Raw genomic sequence first — 18,115 nt, forward strand, 5'->3', positions numbered from 1 at the left:
TTATTTATTAAAGGTTGTTCTTTAACAATCCTGCCCTTTACTTCAATAAGAAAAACAGCATCCCTTGTTGAAGGAATGCACTCAATAGTTGAAGAATACTAATTAAATAAAATGTTTTTCAATAATGAACTTCGCTCTCTCATCAAGCGGTTGAGGTAACTTATTTAAAGAGAAATATCTCAAGTTCAAGCTTTCACCATCATTTATTGTTAACTCACCACTTACATCGTCAGCTAAGTAAACACATATAACGTTATAGACTTGATCGCCATTAGGATATTTAAAATAAAAATCTTTACCTGATAGAATATCAACAAATGTTAAAGTTTTTGCCTTTAATCCTGTTTCTTCATAAAGTTCACGTTCAGCAGTTTGTTCTAAACTTTCACCCATTTCCATTGCCCCTCCTGGCAATCCCCATTCTTTTGTATCAGAACGATGTTGAAACAAAATCTCATTTTTTAGATTCACAACGACTATGGTTGAACCTACTAAAATAAAAGGTCTACTACCAATGAGTTCTCTTATTCCCTTTATATATTCAGCCATACTTTCCCCCTAATGATTTTATTTTCTAATCCACTATATTCAAAAGTAACAGTAAAAAAGGGCATTAACCCTTCATCTGGATCAATGCACCTGGTTAATTGAAGAACAATCTAATTAAGTTAATTTTTCAAGGTTTCTTACCTTAAGAAATAAAATTGTACCACAATCAAAACAAAAACAAGCGTCTACAGGAGAACTTTTCAAAATAGAGTTTTTCTTAAAAACAGAACCATAACCTTAAATTCCCCGGTTTTATTTCTTTTGGACCCACACTCAGGACAAGTTCTTTCTTCTTTCACAGTGCCCCTCCTTTATAGAAAATTTACTGTTCATTTAAATGAAGCTGATATGCTTTATATGCACGTAATATGGATATAAAAAGTGTACTGATAAGGATGGTAAAGAAACTAATCAACATAAGACTTCCTTGAAGAAGCCCGCAAAACAACATAAGCAAGCCTCCTACAAAAAGTGGATAAGAAAATGGGCGTAATATTATATTCCATACTTGATTAGTTGAGTTCATGAGGGGTGAAGAGCTTTCTAAAATATCTAGTTGGAATCTTGGGAGTGTATTTGCCGTGGAAATAAGGACAGTCCCTACAAGAATAGGAATTAAACGTAATAAGTCAAACTCCGTCCCGATAGCCATACATGAAGCGAACTTCACCAAAGATGATGTAAGATAAATTCGTTCTTACATGGGAGTTACAAGAAGTAACCCACAATGCAGTATAAAAAGAATTACAGTAAGGGACAAAAAAATGTCATCAATCCCTTTTCTAAACCTAGAGTAGGAGCCCTGCCGTTTAATAAATTTCTGTAGAACGAAGAGCTGAGTGTTTAATAAAATCATTGTTAAAGGAATAGTAAGTAGGATAACTTCACTTGTTCCATACTTTGGTTCAACCATTTTAATCTTTGTGACATATAAAAAGATACTTACACCGAGAGTAAAAATAGTTAAGCAACTAATAATCAGTTTTCGGACCACTAGTTCTCCCCCTTAGAATTAAATTGAATGATCCACTTCATAACATCCTGAAAGACCGTAGAATTTAGAGAATAATAAACATACTGCCCCTTTTTAAATGCATACACTAAATCAGCATTTTTTAACACAGATAAATGTTGTGAAATCCCTGGTTTACTGATATCAAAATGATTAGCAATTTCCCCTGCTGTCAATTCTCCATTCCGTAGGAGGTCTAAAATCCTTCTTCTATTCTCATCGGATAATGCTTTAAACAGCTCGTTAATTGACAAAAAATTTTTACTCCTTTCATTTAAGTATTTACTTAATTACTTAAATTATATGCCATTGGAACAAAATGTCAACATCAATTTGAATTACCGCACCACCTGGTAGTGACCATCTTATTAACCATTAAAATTTTTTCATCATAGATAAACGCATAAACAACATCCACTTTCTCATAGTTTCCCCCTTTATAATAAGTGTTTTTAGTACAAAGTAGCACAACATTATTCAACTAACCTGCCAGTTAGCGCAACAAGTGTCATAACAACAGCCCTCACTTTTCATGCCTTACTACCCTTTTGTTGTAGAAAAACTAATATATAAATGCAGGATTTTCTCTTATATTTAGAAGAATTTCATCTAAATCGGATGGTTTTAAATTAGTTGTATTAAATATAAAGCGTTTTTCTAATTCTTTACTTTCAAATTCCTTCACTAATTCTAAACACCTTTCACCCATCTGATGTTCTTTAATCCTTAAAGCGTCTCTTTTCAGTAGTTCATCTCTATCCGCCCACAAAACAACATAGATAACTTCTATATCATTTACTTCGGCATAAATCTTCTGTGATAGCTTTTCAACTTCTTCTGGAAAAGCAACATAATCAATGATCACATTCTTATTGGCTTGAACAAAATTAATACTTAAATCCGCTATATTTTCCCAAACAAGTGATAGGGATTCTTCACTTTCCCAAGGCGGAAGGTATCCACCAATAACCATATGATTTATTAAATCACCTTCAATATAAGCACTATGTTCAAATAATTCAGCAAGTCTTTTTGAAGTTGTAGATTTACCAACTCCTGCTGGTCCAGATATAATATAAATTCTATTCATTGTTCCCACCTACTTTATCTATGTACATTTCTAATTCAAGTTAATACCTTTAAATCCTTCTTCCACTAACCTTAGTACAAAAAGCGATAGGATCTGCCGTTACGACAGCTCGCATTCTTTCGTTCAGGCACCCGTTACTTGAATAAGCTAAAAAGGCGGTCACTAATTGACCGCCTTTTACTCATACATTAACTTTATAATTCAGTGCTAACTCATCCCCAGGTAATCCTCTTATTCCCCAGTTATGTTTTGGTGTTTCAAAAATTGTAATCTCAATATCTTGAGGGGATATACTCAATTCACCATTTATACGCTCGAATAGTAGCTTTAATAATTGTTTTTTAGCTTTAACCGTTCTACCTTCAAACATACTAACCTCAATTACGGTATATGCTTCAGTTCTCCCACCTGCAAAATAAAAATCTTCTTTCTCCATAGGGAAAAAGCGATGAAATTTTTTGTCCGAAGGAAATCCAAGTGCTTCCACCATACACGAATGAATAACATTCGATAGTGTTTCCTTAATTGGATTTAACCTATCCTTAACCCCATAAATTTTAATTTGTCCCATTCTCATCTCACCTTTCTCTTCTCAACTAAACTAAACTCTGCTAACGATATACTATATTCTATAAAGAAGTTAAAAATTCCTTCTACAAGTATTCTGCCACGTTCGTGCAATAAGCTATAGGAGCTGTCGACTCCTTATTTCGTTAAAGCACCCTTAACTTTAAGTGCCATTTTTCACAATCCTGTAAACATCTTTAAAAAGAAAGAAAAGTCCTGCTATAATTAGTTTTTTCAACAAAATATTTCGTGAATATTTCCATCAGGATCTGCAAAAAAAGCAGTAGTTTGACCCCAAGGCATTTGTGTAGGTTCTTTAATGGGAACTGCTCCTTTTTGTATAATTTCCTTATAGGAGTTCTCTACTTCTTCTGGTGTATCGCAAGGAAATGCTAATTCAAAAGATTGTCCCATTTTACCTTCTTTAAAAGAAGGATGTCCTCCAGTTATATCAGACATTATTTGTCGGGAACAAATTGAAAACCTAACTCCTTCACTTTCAAACTCTACATTTTGTTCAGAATCACCTTCTATATTAAATCCTATAACTTCTCGATAGAAATTTTTCATTTTTAAAACATCATCTGTAACTATTGTTATAAGGCTTATTTTAGATTTCATGTAAATCCAACTCCTATTCACATTAATTTTTGTCAATCATATCGTGATGATGTAATACCCTCAAAGCGTCCATAGTCCAAATACTTTTCCATACTCTACAATCTTCTTCATCATCAACATGCCAATTCAAAATAAAATGTCCATCCTCCGATTGTGTATATATTTCGTTTTCTAAACTTCGGATAACATACTCTTTAATGGATAAGTACATTGGACTATCTGGTGAATGCGCTAACAAAAATGGTTTAGCACAATATGTAGTTGCCCATTTGTCTGAGTCCGTTTCAATAATTTGAAGAATGTCCTCATTTAATTGTTTCAAAATTTGTGACTTATATGGTTCGTCAATTCTTTCTGACAAACGAAGTAAACAGAGAGCAGATAAAAAATAAAATTGTCGTGGTTCTTCTGAAGTTCGAATGGTAGTCATAGAAGCCATTGCATGTTCGGTAACATTCCTTAGAAAACCTTTTGGTACTAATTGCCGATACTCATATAAATAACCTACTAATTCAGCACATGGATTATCTAACCAGCCATTGCTTCTTTGGTTAGGTCTTGCATGCCAACATTTTAGTTCATGATCATATGAGTCTACTATGTATTGAATGCCTTTTTGCACAATCTCATCTTTTGATGTAGCACCAACTTCACTAAGATACTGAAAAGCCATACTGGTATCCATCTCATTTGGAATATCACTATGTCCTTCTCCCATATTTCTAAAACCATCATTTTCTCCTTGATACTGTTTTAATAAGAAAATTACGTTTCGAGGATTCCCATTTTCAAAATGAAAACGGAACAATTCCTGTTCCAAATCTCTTCCGTAATTCATTAGATAACTTCGAGCTTTTTGGAAATTTTCAAAAGATAATGTACTAACCATAACCCATTCCCTTCAATTTATTATTTTTAATACGACAAATAGACTCAAATTCCTTTTTAGTTTTTGTTTTCATAAAGTAAACTTTAAAAACCCGTATTTTTCATTCTTCATTTCTCCTCACGTTGAGTTTATAAAACTCCATCTAAATTAGAATTATTAAATCAACGCTCTCCTTTAGCTAATTAAGCAAGCTACAATACAGAATTTTATTGAATATAATATATTCATTTAGAATTTTCGTTATATTTAACCATAAAAGGTGAAAAGAATGAAAAGAATATAGAAATTGAAATCATAATTAATATAGTTATAAAAATATTTAAGTTGAAATAATTAGATAAAAAAGGACCTAAAAATACCATAGGGGTAACAATCCAGAAAGATACCACACCTCTTGAAGAAAAAGCTATTTTGTGTTCTGTATTACATTTTTCACAAATAACAGGTTTGTATCCTAACCACAAAGATTTAAAGATTTTTCCCCATTTCATTTGTACACCACACTTATTACATCTTGGTAAACTCATAATCTCCCCCTCAAATTGAAATTTACATAATTATTTATTACCCTATATTTTTTAGTAAACTGCCACGTTCGTGCAATAAGACAAAGAGCTGCCTTTACGACAGCTCCCACTCTTTCTTCGTTCAAGCTCCCGTTAGCTTGAGTATAATTATTCACAGTTTTATCCTGAATAATAAAGAATAAAACTTTCCATAAGAACACCCGTAATCTAATTTTCCTCAACTACCCTAACATGACAAGTTGAAAAATTGTCGGTATCCCAATTTTCAATTATGTATTGGTACCATTCAAGAAAATCGCTCGAACCGTTAGAAGCTTTATTACCTTTAGCTCTATCTACTCTATTAAAAACACCAACATATCCCTTTAACTCCTCTAGAATTTCTTCTTTTGATTTTATTGTAATTCCATCACAAGAGTTAAGTTCAAAGGGAGTACCCTCAATACTAGCTTGAGCCAAAAAAGACCTTAAGTTCCTTGAAGTTCTTTTTATTGATTCTATAACAATTCGTTCTTCTTTAGAAAGATTAGGATTATTCGTTAAAAAACTACTTAACACGTCAATCGATTCAAGTTCCCTATAGATTTGATTTAGTGTACTTCTATCAATTTTTTCATCTGTTAGTAAGTCTTCATATTGAAGTAAATCACTTAGGCTACTATTTAAATCTTCAATATCAAGCGCAAATGTTGTAATTATTTCTTTAATCATGCGGTCTCTTTCTTTGACAACTTTATAAGAATGATATAACGATATTGTTAAAGAAATAGTAAGAATCATTATTATGCCGATTATGATTGGTTTATATAAATTTTTCACATCACGCACCTCTATTCAAAATGATCATAGATAAAAATTTCTGTCACCTCATAGACCTTGTGCAAAAACATTAAAGCACTATATACCATATCATCCAAGGAAATATCCAGTGCTTGTTTAATTATCCTTCGCCTTTAGCGCATTAAGCAAGGAGCTGCCGAATGACAACTCCTGTGGTTTAACACATGCCACTGTTAGTAAATACCATTAATGATTTACAACAATCTTTTCTGCAACCTCTTTATCTTCGCCTTTTTGTTTAACCCAAACTTTAACGTCGTCGCCTTTTGTTAATTCATCAAATTTATCTTTAAGCCCCTCTATCTTAGTCGTTTCATCAATGAATATCTCATATACGGGATATGATGCTTCTGGATCAGTAGCAGGTGGAGCAATAAAAAGACTCGTTTCCTTAATCTCATAGATAAAAACATTTTGGTACTCTGGATTTGTATCTTCCTATTCGAGTTTTACATTTTCTTGTGTGTTTGAAGGAGTATTAACCTTTGTTTTTTCTTGATTGCAACCAACTAAAGCTATCAATAAGACAAAAATGAGTGTAATTTTCCTCATAGAAATTCCCCCAATAATTATTAAACAATCCTGCCACTTTACTTCAATAAGTGCAATCCCAGCTTTTTCATGGATTGCACCCGTGTGTTAAAAAGAAATTATATTATTTTTATCATCTTTTATATCAATTCCGTGTGCTGGTTTATTTGTATAGGCAAACCAAACTTTATTTTTTGGACTAACTTGTACGAGTTTTGCATACGCCCACCAACTGTAATCCCTTTAATATCAACATTGGGGTTAACAACAACAAGTTATGTAAAAGGGAAGCCAAGTTTTTGCCTTTAATCCTGTTTCTTCATAAAGTTCACGTTCAGCAGTTTGTTCTAAACTTTCACCCATTTCCATTGCCCCTCCTGGCAATCCCCATTCTTTTGTATCAGAACGATGTTGAAACAAAATCTCATTTTTCAGATTCATAACGACTATCTCCTTTAGTTTAACATTTATTTACTTTTCACTGACATAAAAATGCGTCCCTGTTGTAGGAACGCACCCGTTAACCGAAGAAGAAACAATGTACATTTATTTCTTGATGTCCTCTTCTAATAATTCTCTTTCAATTTCTTCATTAGAGATAGTTAATATTTCATCGGTAGAATTTCCTTTATTTAAGAAAGCTATTACTGTAATGATAAAACCAATAATTCCAAAAAATACTTCGTAACCATAAAAGTTAATTCCTTCCTCCCCTTGAATGTATAGCCCCACTAACATAATTGCCACTCCTAAGAGCATTGTTTTGACTGAACGTACCATTCCAACTCTCCTTACTTCTTTCATAGTTATCAATACGCTAACTTACCACTTTATAAACAATTACATTAGCCTGAGGTAACGCACCCGTTAGCCATCCATAAAGAGCAGCTTCACCACAGATAATGTAAATTAAATTCATTCTTACATGGGAGCTTAATCAGATTTTCTATTCCTTCTTTTAATAATCCACAACAATATTTGTTGAATCAATATGATAATCGCACCTACTATTAAAACGAATGCTTGTCTTTCATTCCGTTCAGCAAAGTAATTAATACTGATTATACCAATAACCATAATAAACAACCTGGATATTTACTATTATTTCATATAAAGTAAAACCATTAAAACATTTCAACGAGATTTTAGATTCCCTACTTGATAAAAGGCCTTTCTCCTATAAACACTCAACATCAAACCAATTAGTACACTATAATAGATTTTCTCGCTTCCTCCATAACTAATCAACGGAAAGTTCACATCTATAATCGGGATAAAGCCTAGAAACAAAAGAATATTTAAGACAAAAGGTAAAAAGAGTAATAGTAACCCACCTGACATAAGAAGGCGAGCCCGTATATCGTTTACTTTGAAGAAAGAAACACATAAACGACCTATGATTAGTAAATAAATGAATACAATAAATATCGTTAATAACCATCCACCATTATAAGAAAGCATCACTAGTACAAATGTAGTATGAGCCTCAGGGATAAAATCTAGGTAAGGGATCGATGGTTCGCCAAACCAACTTGATGCACCTATTATTTCTTTCATCTTCATATACATGTAACCATAAGAGGAAGCGTGATTTTCAGGAAATAGAAATCCCTTAAGTCGCTCTACTTGATAAGGCTTAATCGAAAAAAGAGAGAACATTATAAATAGAATACAGGCTCCTCCATTTAATGCTGCGATCCATTTTTTCGTTTTCTTCTTGATATTTGATAGATACATCATGATAAAAAACAGGGATACATATTGGATAATCAGAACCCATTGTAAATTCCATTGAAATGTAAAAATAGGAACCCACAACAATACTAAACTTAAACTGATTAATTTCAATTGTGAAAGTTGTTGATAGGTAAAAAAACCAATTAATCCAATGAACAGGATCAACAGTAAAATTTGATGAGGTACGGTGATTCCAAATACATGAAAATACTCTTTTCCATTCAACATAACTTTAAAAGGGCCATGTAAAACGAAATAAGCTACTATGTAAATAACAGCACTAGCTATAAACCATTTCCATAATTTCACCCATCTCCTGAAGTCAATAAACATGAAGGCAAACATAACGATTAAGGACAAAAGCACAGAAGCTATTTGCATTTGAACGCGAATCGATTGAATATCTATGAACCATACAGGAGCAAAGCTAAATAAAAGCAAACACGTCACTAAAAGGATTAACCACCAATCAATTTTTGGACGATGAAGCCTGTTCATTTGCTGACCAAGTTTGACTGCACTTCCCATTCGTTCTACAGCAGCACGTTCAGCCTCTTGTTCTGTCTTTCCAGCGCGAATGTCAGCAGCTTTGCTTTTATGTAAATGAGAAAGCAACTCTTTTTCTACGAGGCTTCGACCTTCTTTAGATCGTATCTGCGCCTTTACTATTGATAGGAAATGACGAAAACCATTTGAACTCATGTCCATCCCTCCAGTTCATTGTAACGGTCCTCCACCTTGTCTCTTACTCTAAAATTTTTTAAATAGTTTTTCCCTTTATTGGTTAAGGAGTAGTATTTTTCTTCGTTTATCCATTCTCCTCTTATAAGCTGGTCGAACTCCAGCTTATGTAGTACTTGATATAATTCACCTTCATTTGATGTAAAAACCTCTTCCCCCATCTGTTCAATGTTAAGTAACACATCATATCCGGTTTTCGCTTCATGTACCAGTGAAGATAGAATAAAAAGCATCACATCATTAGAGTCATAAGTAGCACGTTGAAGTTGGGAAAGTACCTTTGATTGAAGAGTCGATGAAAATGTAACATTTTTAAATACGGTACGGTTCATTGTTTGTTTGATGTTCTTCAATTCGTCTTCCATTTTCTAGCCCCCTATTTCCTCATTTTTAATTTTAGTTTTTTTCGAGCCTGAAATAATCGCGTTTTAACTGTGTTTTCATTTACTTTTAACAGCTGGCTAATCATTTGGGTGCTGCATTCTTCATAATAGAAGAGATAAATCACTTCGCGGTATTTTAATGGAAGACTCAATATATAATTCACAAGCTCCTCTTCATCTGATTTTACAAGGACCCTGTCCTCTGGTGTTTCACTATGTTCATCACTTGCAGCATTTATATAATCATTTGCTTCCACATGGCGAACATGCCAGCTTTTTATATAGTCTTTACTAGAATTGATCGCAATTCTAAACAACCACGTTTTAAATGAAGAACGATGCTCATATTGTTCAATTTTCTGAAAGACTTTCAAAAACACGTCCTGAGCTAAATCTTCCGCAACATCTTGCTGTTTAACATAAGAATAAATCAACCGTAATACATCATCTCCGTATTTGTTCATAACATCTATGAGGAATGCTTCTTTATTCAATTCTGATTTCATTCTTTCCTCCAACACAAATTCCATAAAAAATTCCCCTTTCATTAATTAGACGAGGGAAGTGGAAAGCTCGTTTTATTAATTTTCTTTTTTTTACAGTGCAGGCTTTTGTTTATAGTTCTCCACGAAGTTTTCGCTCTTCTCCAAATAAAAAATCAAATTTCACTGCTAAGAAAAAAATTACTTTCTTCCCGATTCCGATAAAAAGAAAGAGGTTAAAGTAATATATGAATGTTTGAAAACATTAGACTACGAGTTAAATTTAATAAAAATCAAGAAAATAATTAAAACCTTTTATAGTGAGTTCAAAATAAAAACCATTATAAAAGGATAGGAGAGCAGTGATTAAATTTGCTCTCCTATCCTTTTTTGTACTATAAATGTCCAAATTTATCCAATTAACAATTATTATGTTGTTAATCTAATGCTACCCTGTAGTTGAATTAAATATTATTTGCTTCTACCCTTTCACTATCTGGTAATGGCATACCTTTCATTTTTAATTCATCTTTAGGATTGGGCAAAGGTAAAAGTTCGTTTGGTTTTACCTTTTTTTCAAGAAATATTTCTAGTTCCTTTTGCTGCTGTTTCTTTTCATTTTGGGAAGGTTGATTGTGATATATTTCTTCTTCCATCACCTTATTTTTATATTCACTTTCACTACTTTGTACAACTTGCTGAAAAATCCCACTAAAGCTAAACCCTGCAACTAAAACAGCTACCAATAAAAATAATCTGAAAGATAACCTTTGCATAGTTCGTCTCCTTTTCAGCTTTGATTTCACTTTAATTATTCTATGTGTTTGTACTTCATTGTTTGTCCTTGAATCTCCTTCTTTCATTAAGCTGCCACGATACACTTATTGTAGAAGCGCGCACCCGTTTGTTTAATAAGAGCCAATTTACCTTCAACTTTAGTCAAGCGTAATTCCTAAGCAATATAAGATTATTGCTTGTTGAACATATAATAAATTCTTCTTAAAATCATATCCAACAAAATAATTTGAAGAGATAGCATCACTACTTACTTCTTCGTTTCTAAAAAATGGTGGACACGGATTTAACATTGCATTTTTATTAGCTTTTTTCATTCTTTCTAAAGTAATTTGATATTGTTTTATGTACTTTTCTGTTCTTAAATCATTTGGAAAAGAGTCAGTTAAAACTATATCACTTATTGATAAAACAGGTTCAAGTTCAGTATGAAATTTATAGTTTCGCGAGTCTGTCCCTAACTCAAAACCTGTCATACAAACTTGATTAAATTTCAGGTCCATTATTTCTGAAATACTTTTCCAAGACCTTGAAATATTACTCTTTGGCCCAACAAACGTATAAACTAAATCTCTATAATTCTCTTTTTCTTCACTTATCGAAAACAAATCAGATAAAATTTCACAAGGATGATTTTCCGAAGTCATCGCATTTATAATTGGGATTGTCGAATACCTTGATAATTCACGTACCTTAGAAAAATCTGAATGTCTAACAATCACTCCATCTGCCCAATTTGAGATATATTGTATAACATCCTCTAATTCTTCTCTTTTATCTAAACTCTCTGGAGGAAATAGTATTAATTCTCCACCCAAATCTTTAATTCCTTTTTCAAAAGTTATTCTTGTCCTTATACTTGATTCTGGGAAAAATAATACGAAGTGTTTTCCATTTAAAACATTAATATTATCTTGATGTTTTAACTTTGTGGCTAAACTGAATATTTCATTTACTTGCCATTCAGACAATTCATTTGTACTTAGTAAATTCATAAAGACAACTCCTTTTGTTTCATATTAAATGCGCTGTAAACAATTTTTTATTAAACTATCCTGCCACGGTCGTCTAACAAGGAAAGCGATGTTCTTATTATTCAAGCATCACACCAAGTTAGTTAAACAAAAAATGCCACCAATCAACAGTAATTAATGGCATAATAGAAATTTTATTTTTCTATAAACAAAAAACGATAACCACCTTCATAGAAATCTTGTTCTAAAAAGTGACCATACTTCTTTTTCCATTGTCCATTCCCCAGATCATATTCTAGTTTTTCTAAGATAGGGATAAGAAGTTCTGTTGGTGCATTTGCCAATGGTGAAACTCCAGCTCGGAAAGTCGCTTGTAAATATAATTCGGGTTTTCTCCATGCTGAAACAAAGAATTTATCTTCAATATCATGAGGGATAAGAAAAGGTATTATCTGAACCTTGTTCTTAAATACATTACTCAACGTGCCTGATACTTCGTTTAATGGTTTATAAACTTTATAGGCTTTTTTAAATATCGGCGAGAAGTAGTCAGCTAACCAACAATCGTTACCACAAAAACGTGGGTCGGCAACAAACATGATTAACTTCCCATTTTCTTTTAATATTCGTCTCATCTCATAAAAGGCTTTTTCTAAATCCTGAAAGTGGTGAGTTGCAAGAATACATATGACCGCATCAGCAATAGCATCATCAAGGGGAATATCTTCTGCAACTCCATTTACCCACTTCATATTTGAATGGAGGTTTGTTTGGTTTCTCATTACTTTTGACGGTTCTACTGCCACAACATTGAAACCACTCTCAGCAAGTTCATAACTATAATTTCCTGTACCTGCTCCTATGTCTACAACTGTTGCAGGAGGATTAAGATTCAACTTTTCCTTTATAGTGTTTACTATTCTCTTATCTGGTCTTCTTGTAAGGTTATAAGTTTTTCCAATCAAATCATATTTGCTCTCTTCTCTACTCAACTAATCTCAACCCTTCTCTTCTCAATTAAAAATTCTTAATCACTATCTATATAAATTCCTATAAAAAACTTCACATATCCTTCTTGAATTTAAACTGCCATTTAGTCGAATAATCTTTAATCAATAATTTGATTTTAACATTATTTTACTTTTTAAAGTCTGCAAATAAATAAGCATTCCTGCTTTTATAGCAGAAATGCAACCAGATAGCAGAATAAGGAATTTACCGTATTAGTCCCCTTGCTCTAGAAATTTAAAAAAAGCCATCCCTAACCTGATATGATCCCATTTACCTGTATATATATTTTCTAATATAAGGTGGATAGGATAAGATTGTACATTGATAATTTCATCTTTGTCCAAGTTTTGTTTTTCAATTTTTTTTACTTGGTTTGTAAAAAATAAATTGACTTCAACACTACCAACGCTTAACGTAGCTTCCTAAATTTATATATTCATTACTTATTATTCCTGTTTCTTCTCTTAATTCTCTTTGTACAGTGTCTTCTGGAGTTTCTCCATTTTCGATATTTCCACCTGGTAATTCAATTGTTGTTTTATTTATTTGTTCTCTAAACTGTTTAATGACAATGATTTCTTCATCTTGTACTACTAGAACTTTCACAAGCCTCTTCAATTTACACTCCTTTTCCTTTATCTCCTTTAGCTAATTAAGCAAGCTACAATACAAAATTTTATTGAATATAATATATTCATTTAGAATTTTCGTTATATTTAACCATAAAAGGTGAAAAGAATGAAAAGAATATAGAAATTGAAATCATAATTAATATAGTTATAAAAATATTTAAGTTGAAATAATTAGATAAAAAAGGACCGAAAAATACCATAGGGGTAACAATCCAGAAAGATACCACACCTCTTGAAGAGAAAGCTATTTTGTGTTCTGTATTACATTTTTCACAAATAACAGGTTTGTATCCTAACCACAAAGATTTAAAGATTTTTCCCCATTTCATTTGTACACCACACTTATTACATCTTGGTAAACTCATAATCTCCCCCTCTAAACTTACAATAAATTATTTATTACCTAGATTTTTTAGTAAACTGCCTCTGTTAGTGCAATAAGCCAAAGAGCTGCCTTTACGACAGCTCCCACTCTTTCTTCGTTCAAGCTCCCGTTACTTTAAGTACAATGTTTCACATAAATTTTATTTCTTACCTTTAACTACACTTAAAATCTCAGAAATACCCATTGCTATACTTGCATTTTGCATACCAAACAATGTCCAGCGCTATTTTACAATTTTATCCTTCGTAAATTAACCTGCATCATCACTCTTCCACAAACTTATTACTAGATTATTACAGAAAAAATAGAAATTCCGTTTTTTCACCAATCTTAGTAAAACCATTTTTTTCATACATTTCTTTAGCGGAATCCGCATTGTTTGTAATTAGATATACAATCTCTACGTTATTGTTATAAGCGTTTTCAATTAAGTATCTTAACACTGATGTTCCAAAGCCTTTTCTCTGGTGTTCCTCTATAATATCGAAGTCCTCTAATTTTACTATTTGATTCAACTGCATATACTCAATATTACCAATAGGAACCTTATCCAAATAACAAACAAATAGTTGTAAGGCTTTATTATCATTATTATAAATTTCAGCTTTTCTATTAATTCTTCTCTGTGCGAAATCTAGCCCCATTTCTTTTTGATTCGCAGTTATATCAACGATTATTCCATCTTCTAATACTTTATTATTGTCCGCTCTTACTATCCTACAAGTAGTATTTCCTTTAAGTTCTGCGAATTTCTTAGCTTCAATATACATTATGTCATATGTACATACTTGGGGTTTTACGGGCAAGCTCTCGAGAAGTTTACTACTAACTGGGTAAGATGTCTCCACTCTATAAAAACCTTTTTCTTTCGTTTCCTTTTTCTCAATTTCTTTCGTAATAAAATCAAGCAATCCTTGATTTGACTTATAAAATGTAAAATTATGAGTGAACATATCTGGTAGAGCAGAATCTACAAATTTTATCGTATCTTCGTTTTCAATGACATCCGAAAACAGGCTTACATAATTTACTTCCATATTTAACAGTTGTTTAAATAATGTGCTTTTATCCATTTGTAGACCCCTTCGTTTTCTGATTTTGTTGCGTTAACCTGCCATTACTAGGCACGTTCTTCTTTTATCTACTAAATAACTTTCATCGATTTTAAATATTTTTCAATTTCAAGTTTCGTTATATGAAAATACTCATTCTGATGTCTACCATAATTAAAAAAGCCATGCTCCATACCTTCAAATGTTTTTAGGGTTATATTATTTCCTTCTTGTTTCATGAGTTTAATAAAATCTATATTTTGTTCATAAAGGTCGTCGCCTGTACCACAAAGCCACAATGTAGTCGGTAAGCATTTTTTAATATTATGTATAGGTGAAAGTTCAGTTGCATTGTCGAGTAACTGAGGATACCGTCTTTTCATTATGTCAACACCATCCATTCCAGCAGCAAAAATAATTAAAAAATTTGGAATATGGTCTGTGTTTTGATTATCATATTCGTTATCATCGTTTAAATTTTCGAACATAATTGAGGAAACAGTAATGTAACCCCCTGCTGACGAACCACATACTACAATTTTGTTCGGATCTACTCCAAAATCAGAGGAATTTCTCCTTACGTATCTAACAGCAGATTTAACATCATAAATCGCTTGAGTTGGTAAGAAACCTTCATCTGACCCGTTTCGATAATCAACACATATTGCAACCATTCCCTTAGAAGAAAAGTAATCTGCTTGATGTTGGAATTGAACTGGAGTTTTTGGTTCCTTTTTAAAGCTACCTCCATTAAAAAATAGAATAGCAGGTCTATCTTTTTGATTTACTTTCGGCTCAAATATATACAATTTTAGGTTTCTTTCCTCTACTTCTTTATAGGTTTTTCTGATTACTGGAAAATCAAACTTTAGATTATTCATTGCAGTATAAAACCTCCTTAAAATCGTTGATATAACAACGTTGTTAATTATTTTTGTTTGTTGTTAAACAATCCTTTTTAAACTCTTCTTCCAGTTACTCTATCCTTCGATTACAAAACGCTACTTACAGTATTCTGCCCCGTTATTGAATATGAAAAAACTTGCTCGCTTATTAAAGCAAAGCACCTGTTAGTTAATTTTGTCACCCCATCTGATGATCTCAGCATTTGAAACATTTACTTTACCTAAACTAAAAATATGAGGAATAAATTGAAACATTCCGAATCTGTTTCCTTTACTATGTTGCTCCTCATAATAAGCAATAGCATCTGATGGAACAGTGGATAATTCTTCATATTTATTTATATCAAGCAAGTGTATAGTATCATTTTTCATCTCTACATCGGGTCCCTGATAGTTGTCTTTATTGTATATATAAATTGCATTTTTATTATGTTGTAAATTTGTAATCGGAATCTTATAAAATTTCCTATCACTGTTTACATTAACACCAATTTTGTTTAACGCGTCGTAAACCAATGATGGGTGTAGTGGTAAAAAGTGAATAACATCATTCCACAAGCAATTTAGCTTAGGTATTCTTCTTTCCAGTAACTTGGCACGAGCTGGGTGGTCATTATATTTCTTCGCATATGCAATATACAATTCTTCTTGCCTTGTTTTCAACTGATTTAATGGAAAGAGTTCCTCACCTATCATTTTTTTTGGAACCATATGATAAATGTAATTGATCATGTCTCCCCCCTTTATACAATTCCATCGTAACTACTATTTACTGAACTTCTTGTTCCAAAAACCTGCCTCTTTACTTGAATAACACCTTTAATTTTAACATTAATTTCCTTCTATGTGTGTAAAAGACAAAGAAAAGCGTCCCTGTTGTAGGAACGCCCCCTTGGTTGAACAACATTTTTAAATTATCCACCTTGTCGGTCTATTACTTCCCCTTCTTCAGATAAACCCCTTACAATTTTGTGGAATCCGATATCAAAGTAATATCGCTTGTGATTATGTTCGATAATAGCGACCTCATTAAAGTTTTCGCTATTCTTTTCTTTTGTTTCCACTCTCCGTATTGATGCATTCTTAATTTCCCCAAACGTTACAGGTATGTATTTAAGCAGATTTCCTTTGTTATCATACTTACGAACATTCTCATAATTAACAGTCATATTGTTATTATCGTAATGAGACCACCCGTTCGGACCAATATTTTCCCAACCCTCATTGTCATTACCTTCCAAGAACGCAACTGTAAGTGCCTCGGTATTCATAGAAGGAAAAGCATCTTGATTAGGTTCAGTCGTATACATGACGACTGTTATACCATCTATGTTTTCAGTATGAAGAACATCTTTTACTTTATACGGAATACCTTTTTCGACTACCTCTTCAAAGCTATCGTATTTCCCAAATTCAAAGTCAGAGAAGATAATCCAAGAAGTTGTAATAATTGCGAGTAAAGATATAATGACTATTTTTTTCATAACCGCCTCCGCTGCAACAATGACATTCTATCTTTTCTTGCTTAATGCTACTGACTTTAAAAAGCGATCTTGCTGCTATTTTAGGAACACACCCTTTAACTTCAGTTTAGAAATTCACTATTTGCTCACTCCTGATTTGTTTTTTCTAATTTTTGAAGTCTACTTTCAAGTTTTTTAATTTCCGGTTCGTATTCTATTTCTATAAAACGCTTTAATGAACGGTCAATTAAACTTTGAATAATAAGCACTACTACCACAAAACCCATTAACACAAATAGAATTTCCAAAAGATCCAAACCAATTCACCCCATTTCAATTCAGAATTAAAATAACTCTAAAAAGACTGTTCGTTTAGAATTACAATGTTTGTTCTATTTTATCATTTTTTACCTTTTCTTTGTTTAAAGGAAAGAAGATATATCCTTGTTTTTATTCGAGGAATGCACAGTGAAATAATAACATTAAAAAGGTGCTAACCTCTTAGAGATAGCACCTAATTTATTTACCATTTGATACTTTATTAACTTTATTCGAAATGAAAAAGGCTAAAGTTGCTACCAAAAGTCCAATCAAAATAGGAAAAGATGAATGTGTGCCAAAAGCCACTTCTTTACTTAAACCACTTGCCGTAATTGAAAAATCAGGAGTAAACATAGATGTCAAAATTATACCTGATAAAATTTCTATAACGATATATAGTAGTCCAAAACTAACTATAAAAACCAAGTATTTTTTCATTTTTGTTCTCCCCTTTCTTATTTCAGTAATTGTCCTCTTGTAAGCCTAACTTTAAAAAGCACTAACTTGAATGTTAAAAGGTTTCTTCCATTATCCTGCCCTTTACTTCAAAATAAAGGAGCTACCGAAACCACTCCATAGTCTTAAACTCTGAACCTTTCAATAAAAAG

General features: G+C 32.2%; 23 protein-coding genes and 1 pseudogene. All 24 read right to left on the bottom strand.

Annotation, left to right across the window (positions count from 1 at the left end):
- Positions 1-102 precede the first annotated feature (102 nt).
- The 24 genes and pseudogenes from B1R93_RS04910 to B1R93_RS05035 all read right to left on the bottom strand — a co-directional run bounded on the left by B1R93_RS04910 (position 103) and on the right by B1R93_RS05035 (position 17,945).
- Entirely contained in the window at positions 103-549 is a 447-nt protein-coding gene (locus B1R93_RS04910; protein ID WP_088102836.1) for an NUDIX hydrolase, read from the bottom strand.
- Between the two features lie 993 nt (positions 550-1,542).
- The gene (locus tag B1R93_RS04925) at positions 1,543-1,815 is read right to left on the bottom strand and encodes an autorepressor SdpR family transcription factor (RefSeq protein ID WP_053437387.1); all 273 of its coding nucleotides are present in this window, start codon (positions 1,813-1,815) and stop codon (positions 1,543-1,545) included.
- A 308-nt stretch (positions 1,816-2,123) separates the two neighbouring features.
- Positions 2,124-2,651 (bottom strand): AAA family ATPase, encoded by a 528-nt coding sequence (locus tag B1R93_RS04930; RefSeq protein ID WP_088102838.1) that lies wholly within the window; start codon positions 2,649-2,651, stop codon positions 2,124-2,126.
- A gap of 181 nt (positions 2,652-2,832) precedes the next feature.
- Positions 2,833-3,222 (bottom strand): tautomerase family protein, encoded by a 390-nt coding sequence (locus B1R93_RS04935; RefSeq protein ID WP_088102839.1) that lies wholly within the window; start codon positions 3,220-3,222, stop codon positions 2,833-2,835.
- Between the two features lie 230 nt (positions 3,223-3,452).
- A complete protein-coding gene (locus B1R93_RS04940) occupies positions 3,453-3,839 on the bottom strand; it encodes a VOC family protein (RefSeq protein WP_088102840.1) in 387 nt (128 codons plus the stop codon).
- Between the two features lie 22 nt (positions 3,840-3,861).
- Positions 3,862-4,728 carry a hypothetical protein gene (locus tag B1R93_RS04945; protein WP_088102841.1) on the bottom strand — a complete coding sequence of 289 codons (867 nt, stop codon included), beginning with the start codon at positions 4,726-4,728 and terminating at the stop codon, positions 3,862-3,864.
- Positions 4,729-4,952: 224 nt separating this feature from the next.
- A complete protein-coding gene (locus B1R93_RS04950) occupies positions 4,953-5,255 on the bottom strand; it encodes a TIGR04104 family putative zinc finger protein (RefSeq protein ID WP_088102842.1) in 303 nt (100 codons plus the stop codon).
- A 207-nt stretch (positions 5,256-5,462) separates the two neighbouring features.
- Positions 5,463-6,074 (bottom strand): hypothetical protein, encoded by a 612-nt coding sequence (locus tag B1R93_RS04960; RefSeq protein WP_088102844.1) that lies wholly within the window; start codon positions 6,072-6,074, stop codon positions 5,463-5,465.
- An 849-nt stretch (positions 6,075-6,923) separates the two neighbouring features.
- Positions 6,924-7,064 (bottom strand): annotated as a pseudogene (locus B1R93_RS04965) (NUDIX domain-containing protein); the annotation flags it as partial.
- A 108-nt stretch (positions 7,065-7,172) separates the two neighbouring features.
- A complete protein-coding gene (locus B1R93_RS04970) occupies positions 7,173-7,406 on the bottom strand; it encodes a hypothetical protein (RefSeq protein WP_088102846.1) in 234 nt (77 codons plus the stop codon).
- Between the two features lie 354 nt (positions 7,407-7,760).
- Positions 7,761-9,065 carry an FtsW/RodA/SpoVE family cell cycle protein gene (locus B1R93_RS04975; RefSeq protein ID WP_165763728.1) on the bottom strand — a complete coding sequence of 435 codons (1,305 nt, stop codon included), beginning with the start codon at positions 9,063-9,065 and terminating at the stop codon, positions 7,761-7,763.
- Positions 9,062-9,469 (bottom strand): PadR family transcriptional regulator, encoded by a 408-nt coding sequence (locus B1R93_RS04980; RefSeq protein WP_088102848.1) that lies wholly within the window; start codon positions 9,467-9,469, stop codon positions 9,062-9,064. Before B1R93_RS04980 ends, B1R93_RS04975 begins: the two co-directional genes overlap by 4 nt.
- A gap of 11 nt (positions 9,470-9,480) precedes the next feature.
- Positions 9,481-10,017, bottom strand: a complete 537-nt coding sequence (locus B1R93_RS04985; RefSeq protein WP_088102849.1) for a sigma-70 family RNA polymerase sigma factor — start codon at positions 10,015-10,017, stop codon at positions 9,481-9,483.
- 416 nt (positions 10,018-10,433) lie between these two features.
- Positions 10,434-10,745: a hypothetical protein gene (locus tag B1R93_RS04990; protein ID WP_088102850.1), complete on the bottom strand. Its 312-nt coding sequence runs from the start codon at positions 10,743-10,745 to the stop codon at positions 10,434-10,436.
- 159 nt (positions 10,746-10,904) lie between these two features.
- The gene (locus B1R93_RS04995; protein WP_088102851.1) at positions 10,905-11,759 is read right to left on the bottom strand and encodes an ornithine carbamoyltransferase; all 855 of its coding nucleotides are present in this window, start codon (positions 11,757-11,759) and stop codon (positions 10,905-10,907) included.
- Positions 11,760-11,932: 173 nt separating this feature from the next.
- Complete coding sequence (locus B1R93_RS05000) at positions 11,933-12,730, bottom strand: class I SAM-dependent methyltransferase (protein WP_088102852.1); 798 nt, start codon at positions 12,728-12,730, stop codon at positions 11,933-11,935.
- Positions 12,731-13,148: 418 nt separating this feature from the next.
- Positions 13,149-13,367 carry an NUDIX hydrolase gene (locus B1R93_RS05005; protein ID WP_165763730.1) on the bottom strand — a complete coding sequence of 73 codons (219 nt, stop codon included), beginning with the start codon at positions 13,365-13,367 and terminating at the stop codon, positions 13,149-13,151.
- Positions 13,368-13,443: 76 nt separating this feature from the next.
- The gene (locus B1R93_RS05010) at positions 13,444-13,746 is read right to left on the bottom strand and encodes a TIGR04104 family putative zinc finger protein (protein WP_088102854.1); all 303 of its coding nucleotides are present in this window, start codon (positions 13,744-13,746) and stop codon (positions 13,444-13,446) included.
- A gap of 313 nt (positions 13,747-14,059) precedes the next feature.
- Positions 14,060-14,839 (bottom strand): GNAT family N-acetyltransferase, encoded by a 780-nt coding sequence (locus B1R93_RS05015; protein ID WP_088102855.1) that lies wholly within the window; start codon positions 14,837-14,839, stop codon positions 14,060-14,062.
- A 71-nt stretch (positions 14,840-14,910) separates the two neighbouring features.
- Positions 14,911-15,699, bottom strand: coding sequence for an alpha/beta hydrolase (locus tag B1R93_RS05020; protein ID WP_088102856.1), 789 nt, complete (start codon positions 15,697-15,699; stop codon positions 14,911-14,913).
- 189 nt (positions 15,700-15,888) lie between these two features.
- A complete protein-coding gene (locus B1R93_RS05025; protein ID WP_088103410.1) occupies positions 15,889-16,452 on the bottom strand; it encodes a group-specific protein in 564 nt (187 codons plus the stop codon).
- 185 nt (positions 16,453-16,637) lie between these two features.
- On the bottom strand, positions 16,638-17,207 hold the full coding sequence (locus tag B1R93_RS05030; RefSeq protein WP_088102857.1) for a hypothetical protein: 570 nt from the start codon (positions 17,205-17,207) through the stop codon (positions 16,638-16,640).
- A gap of 125 nt (positions 17,208-17,332) precedes the next feature.
- The gene (locus tag B1R93_RS22910; protein WP_165763731.1) at positions 17,333-17,503 is read right to left on the bottom strand and encodes a hypothetical protein; all 171 of its coding nucleotides are present in this window, start codon (positions 17,501-17,503) and stop codon (positions 17,333-17,335) included.
- Between the two features lie 202 nt (positions 17,504-17,705).
- On the bottom strand, positions 17,706-17,945 hold the full coding sequence (locus tag B1R93_RS05035) for a hypothetical protein (RefSeq protein WP_088102858.1): 240 nt from the start codon (positions 17,943-17,945) through the stop codon (positions 17,706-17,708).
- Positions 17,946-18,115: the final 170 nt, after the last annotated feature.

This window comes from Halalkalibacter urbisdiaboli (assembly GCF_002156385.1).
Classification (GTDB): Bacteria; Bacillota; Bacilli; order Bacillales; family Bacillaceae_D; genus Halalkalibacter_A; species Halalkalibacter_A urbisdiaboli.

Coding starts and splice junctions, on each gene's coding strand:
- B1R93_RS04910 (WP_088102836.1), bottom strand. CDS start 549: ATGGCTGAATATATAAAGGGAATAAGAGAACTCATTGGTAGTAGACCT.
- B1R93_RS04930 (WP_088102838.1), bottom strand. CDS start 2,651: ATGAATAGAATTTATATTATATCTGGACCAGCAGGAGTTGGTAAATCT.
- B1R93_RS04935 (WP_088102839.1), bottom strand. CDS start 3,222: ATGGGACAAATTAAAATTTATGGGGTTAAGGATAGGTTAAATCCAATT.
- B1R93_RS04940 (WP_088102840.1), bottom strand. CDS start 3,839: ATGAAATCTAAAATAAGCCTTATAACAATAGTTACAGATGATGTTTTA.
- B1R93_RS04945 (WP_088102841.1), bottom strand. CDS start 4,728: ATGGTTAGTACATTATCTTTTGAAAATTTCCAAAAAGCTCGAAGTTAT.
- B1R93_RS04950 (WP_088102842.1), bottom strand. CDS start 5,255: ATGAGTTTACCAAGATGTAATAAGTGTGGTGTACAAATGAAATGGGGA.
- B1R93_RS04970 (WP_088102846.1), bottom strand. CDS start 7,406: ATGGTACGTTCAGTCAAAACAATGCTCTTAGGAGTGGCAATTATGTTA.
- B1R93_RS04975 (WP_165763728.1), bottom strand. CDS start 9,065: ATGAGTTCAAATGGTTTTCGTCATTTCCTATCAATAGTAAAGGCGCAG.
- B1R93_RS04980 (WP_088102848.1), bottom strand. CDS start 9,469: ATGGAAGACGAATTGAAGAACATCAAACAAACAATGAACCGTACCGTA.
- B1R93_RS04985 (WP_088102849.1), bottom strand. CDS start 10,017: ATGGAATTTGTGTTGGAGGAAAGAATGAAATCAGAATTGAATAAAGAA.
- B1R93_RS04990 (WP_088102850.1), bottom strand. CDS start 10,745: ATGCAAAGGTTATCTTTCAGATTATTTTTATTGGTAGCTGTTTTAGTT.
- B1R93_RS04995 (WP_088102851.1), bottom strand. CDS start 11,759: ATGAATTTACTAAGTACAAATGAATTGTCTGAATGGCAAGTAAATGAA.
- B1R93_RS05010 (WP_088102854.1), bottom strand. CDS start 13,746: ATGAGTTTACCAAGATGTAATAAGTGTGGTGTACAAATGAAATGGGGA.
- B1R93_RS05015 (WP_088102855.1), bottom strand. CDS start 14,839: ATGGATAAAAGCACATTATTTAAACAACTGTTAAATATGGAAGTAAAT.
- B1R93_RS05020 (WP_088102856.1), bottom strand. CDS start 15,699: ATGAATAATCTAAAGTTTGATTTTCCAGTAATCAGAAAAACCTATAAA.
- B1R93_RS05030 (WP_088102857.1), bottom strand. CDS start 17,207: ATGAAAAAAATAGTCATTATATCTTTACTCGCAATTATTACAACTTCT.
- B1R93_RS05035 (WP_088102858.1), bottom strand. CDS start 17,945: ATGAAAAAATACTTGGTTTTTATAGTTAGTTTTGGACTACTATATATC.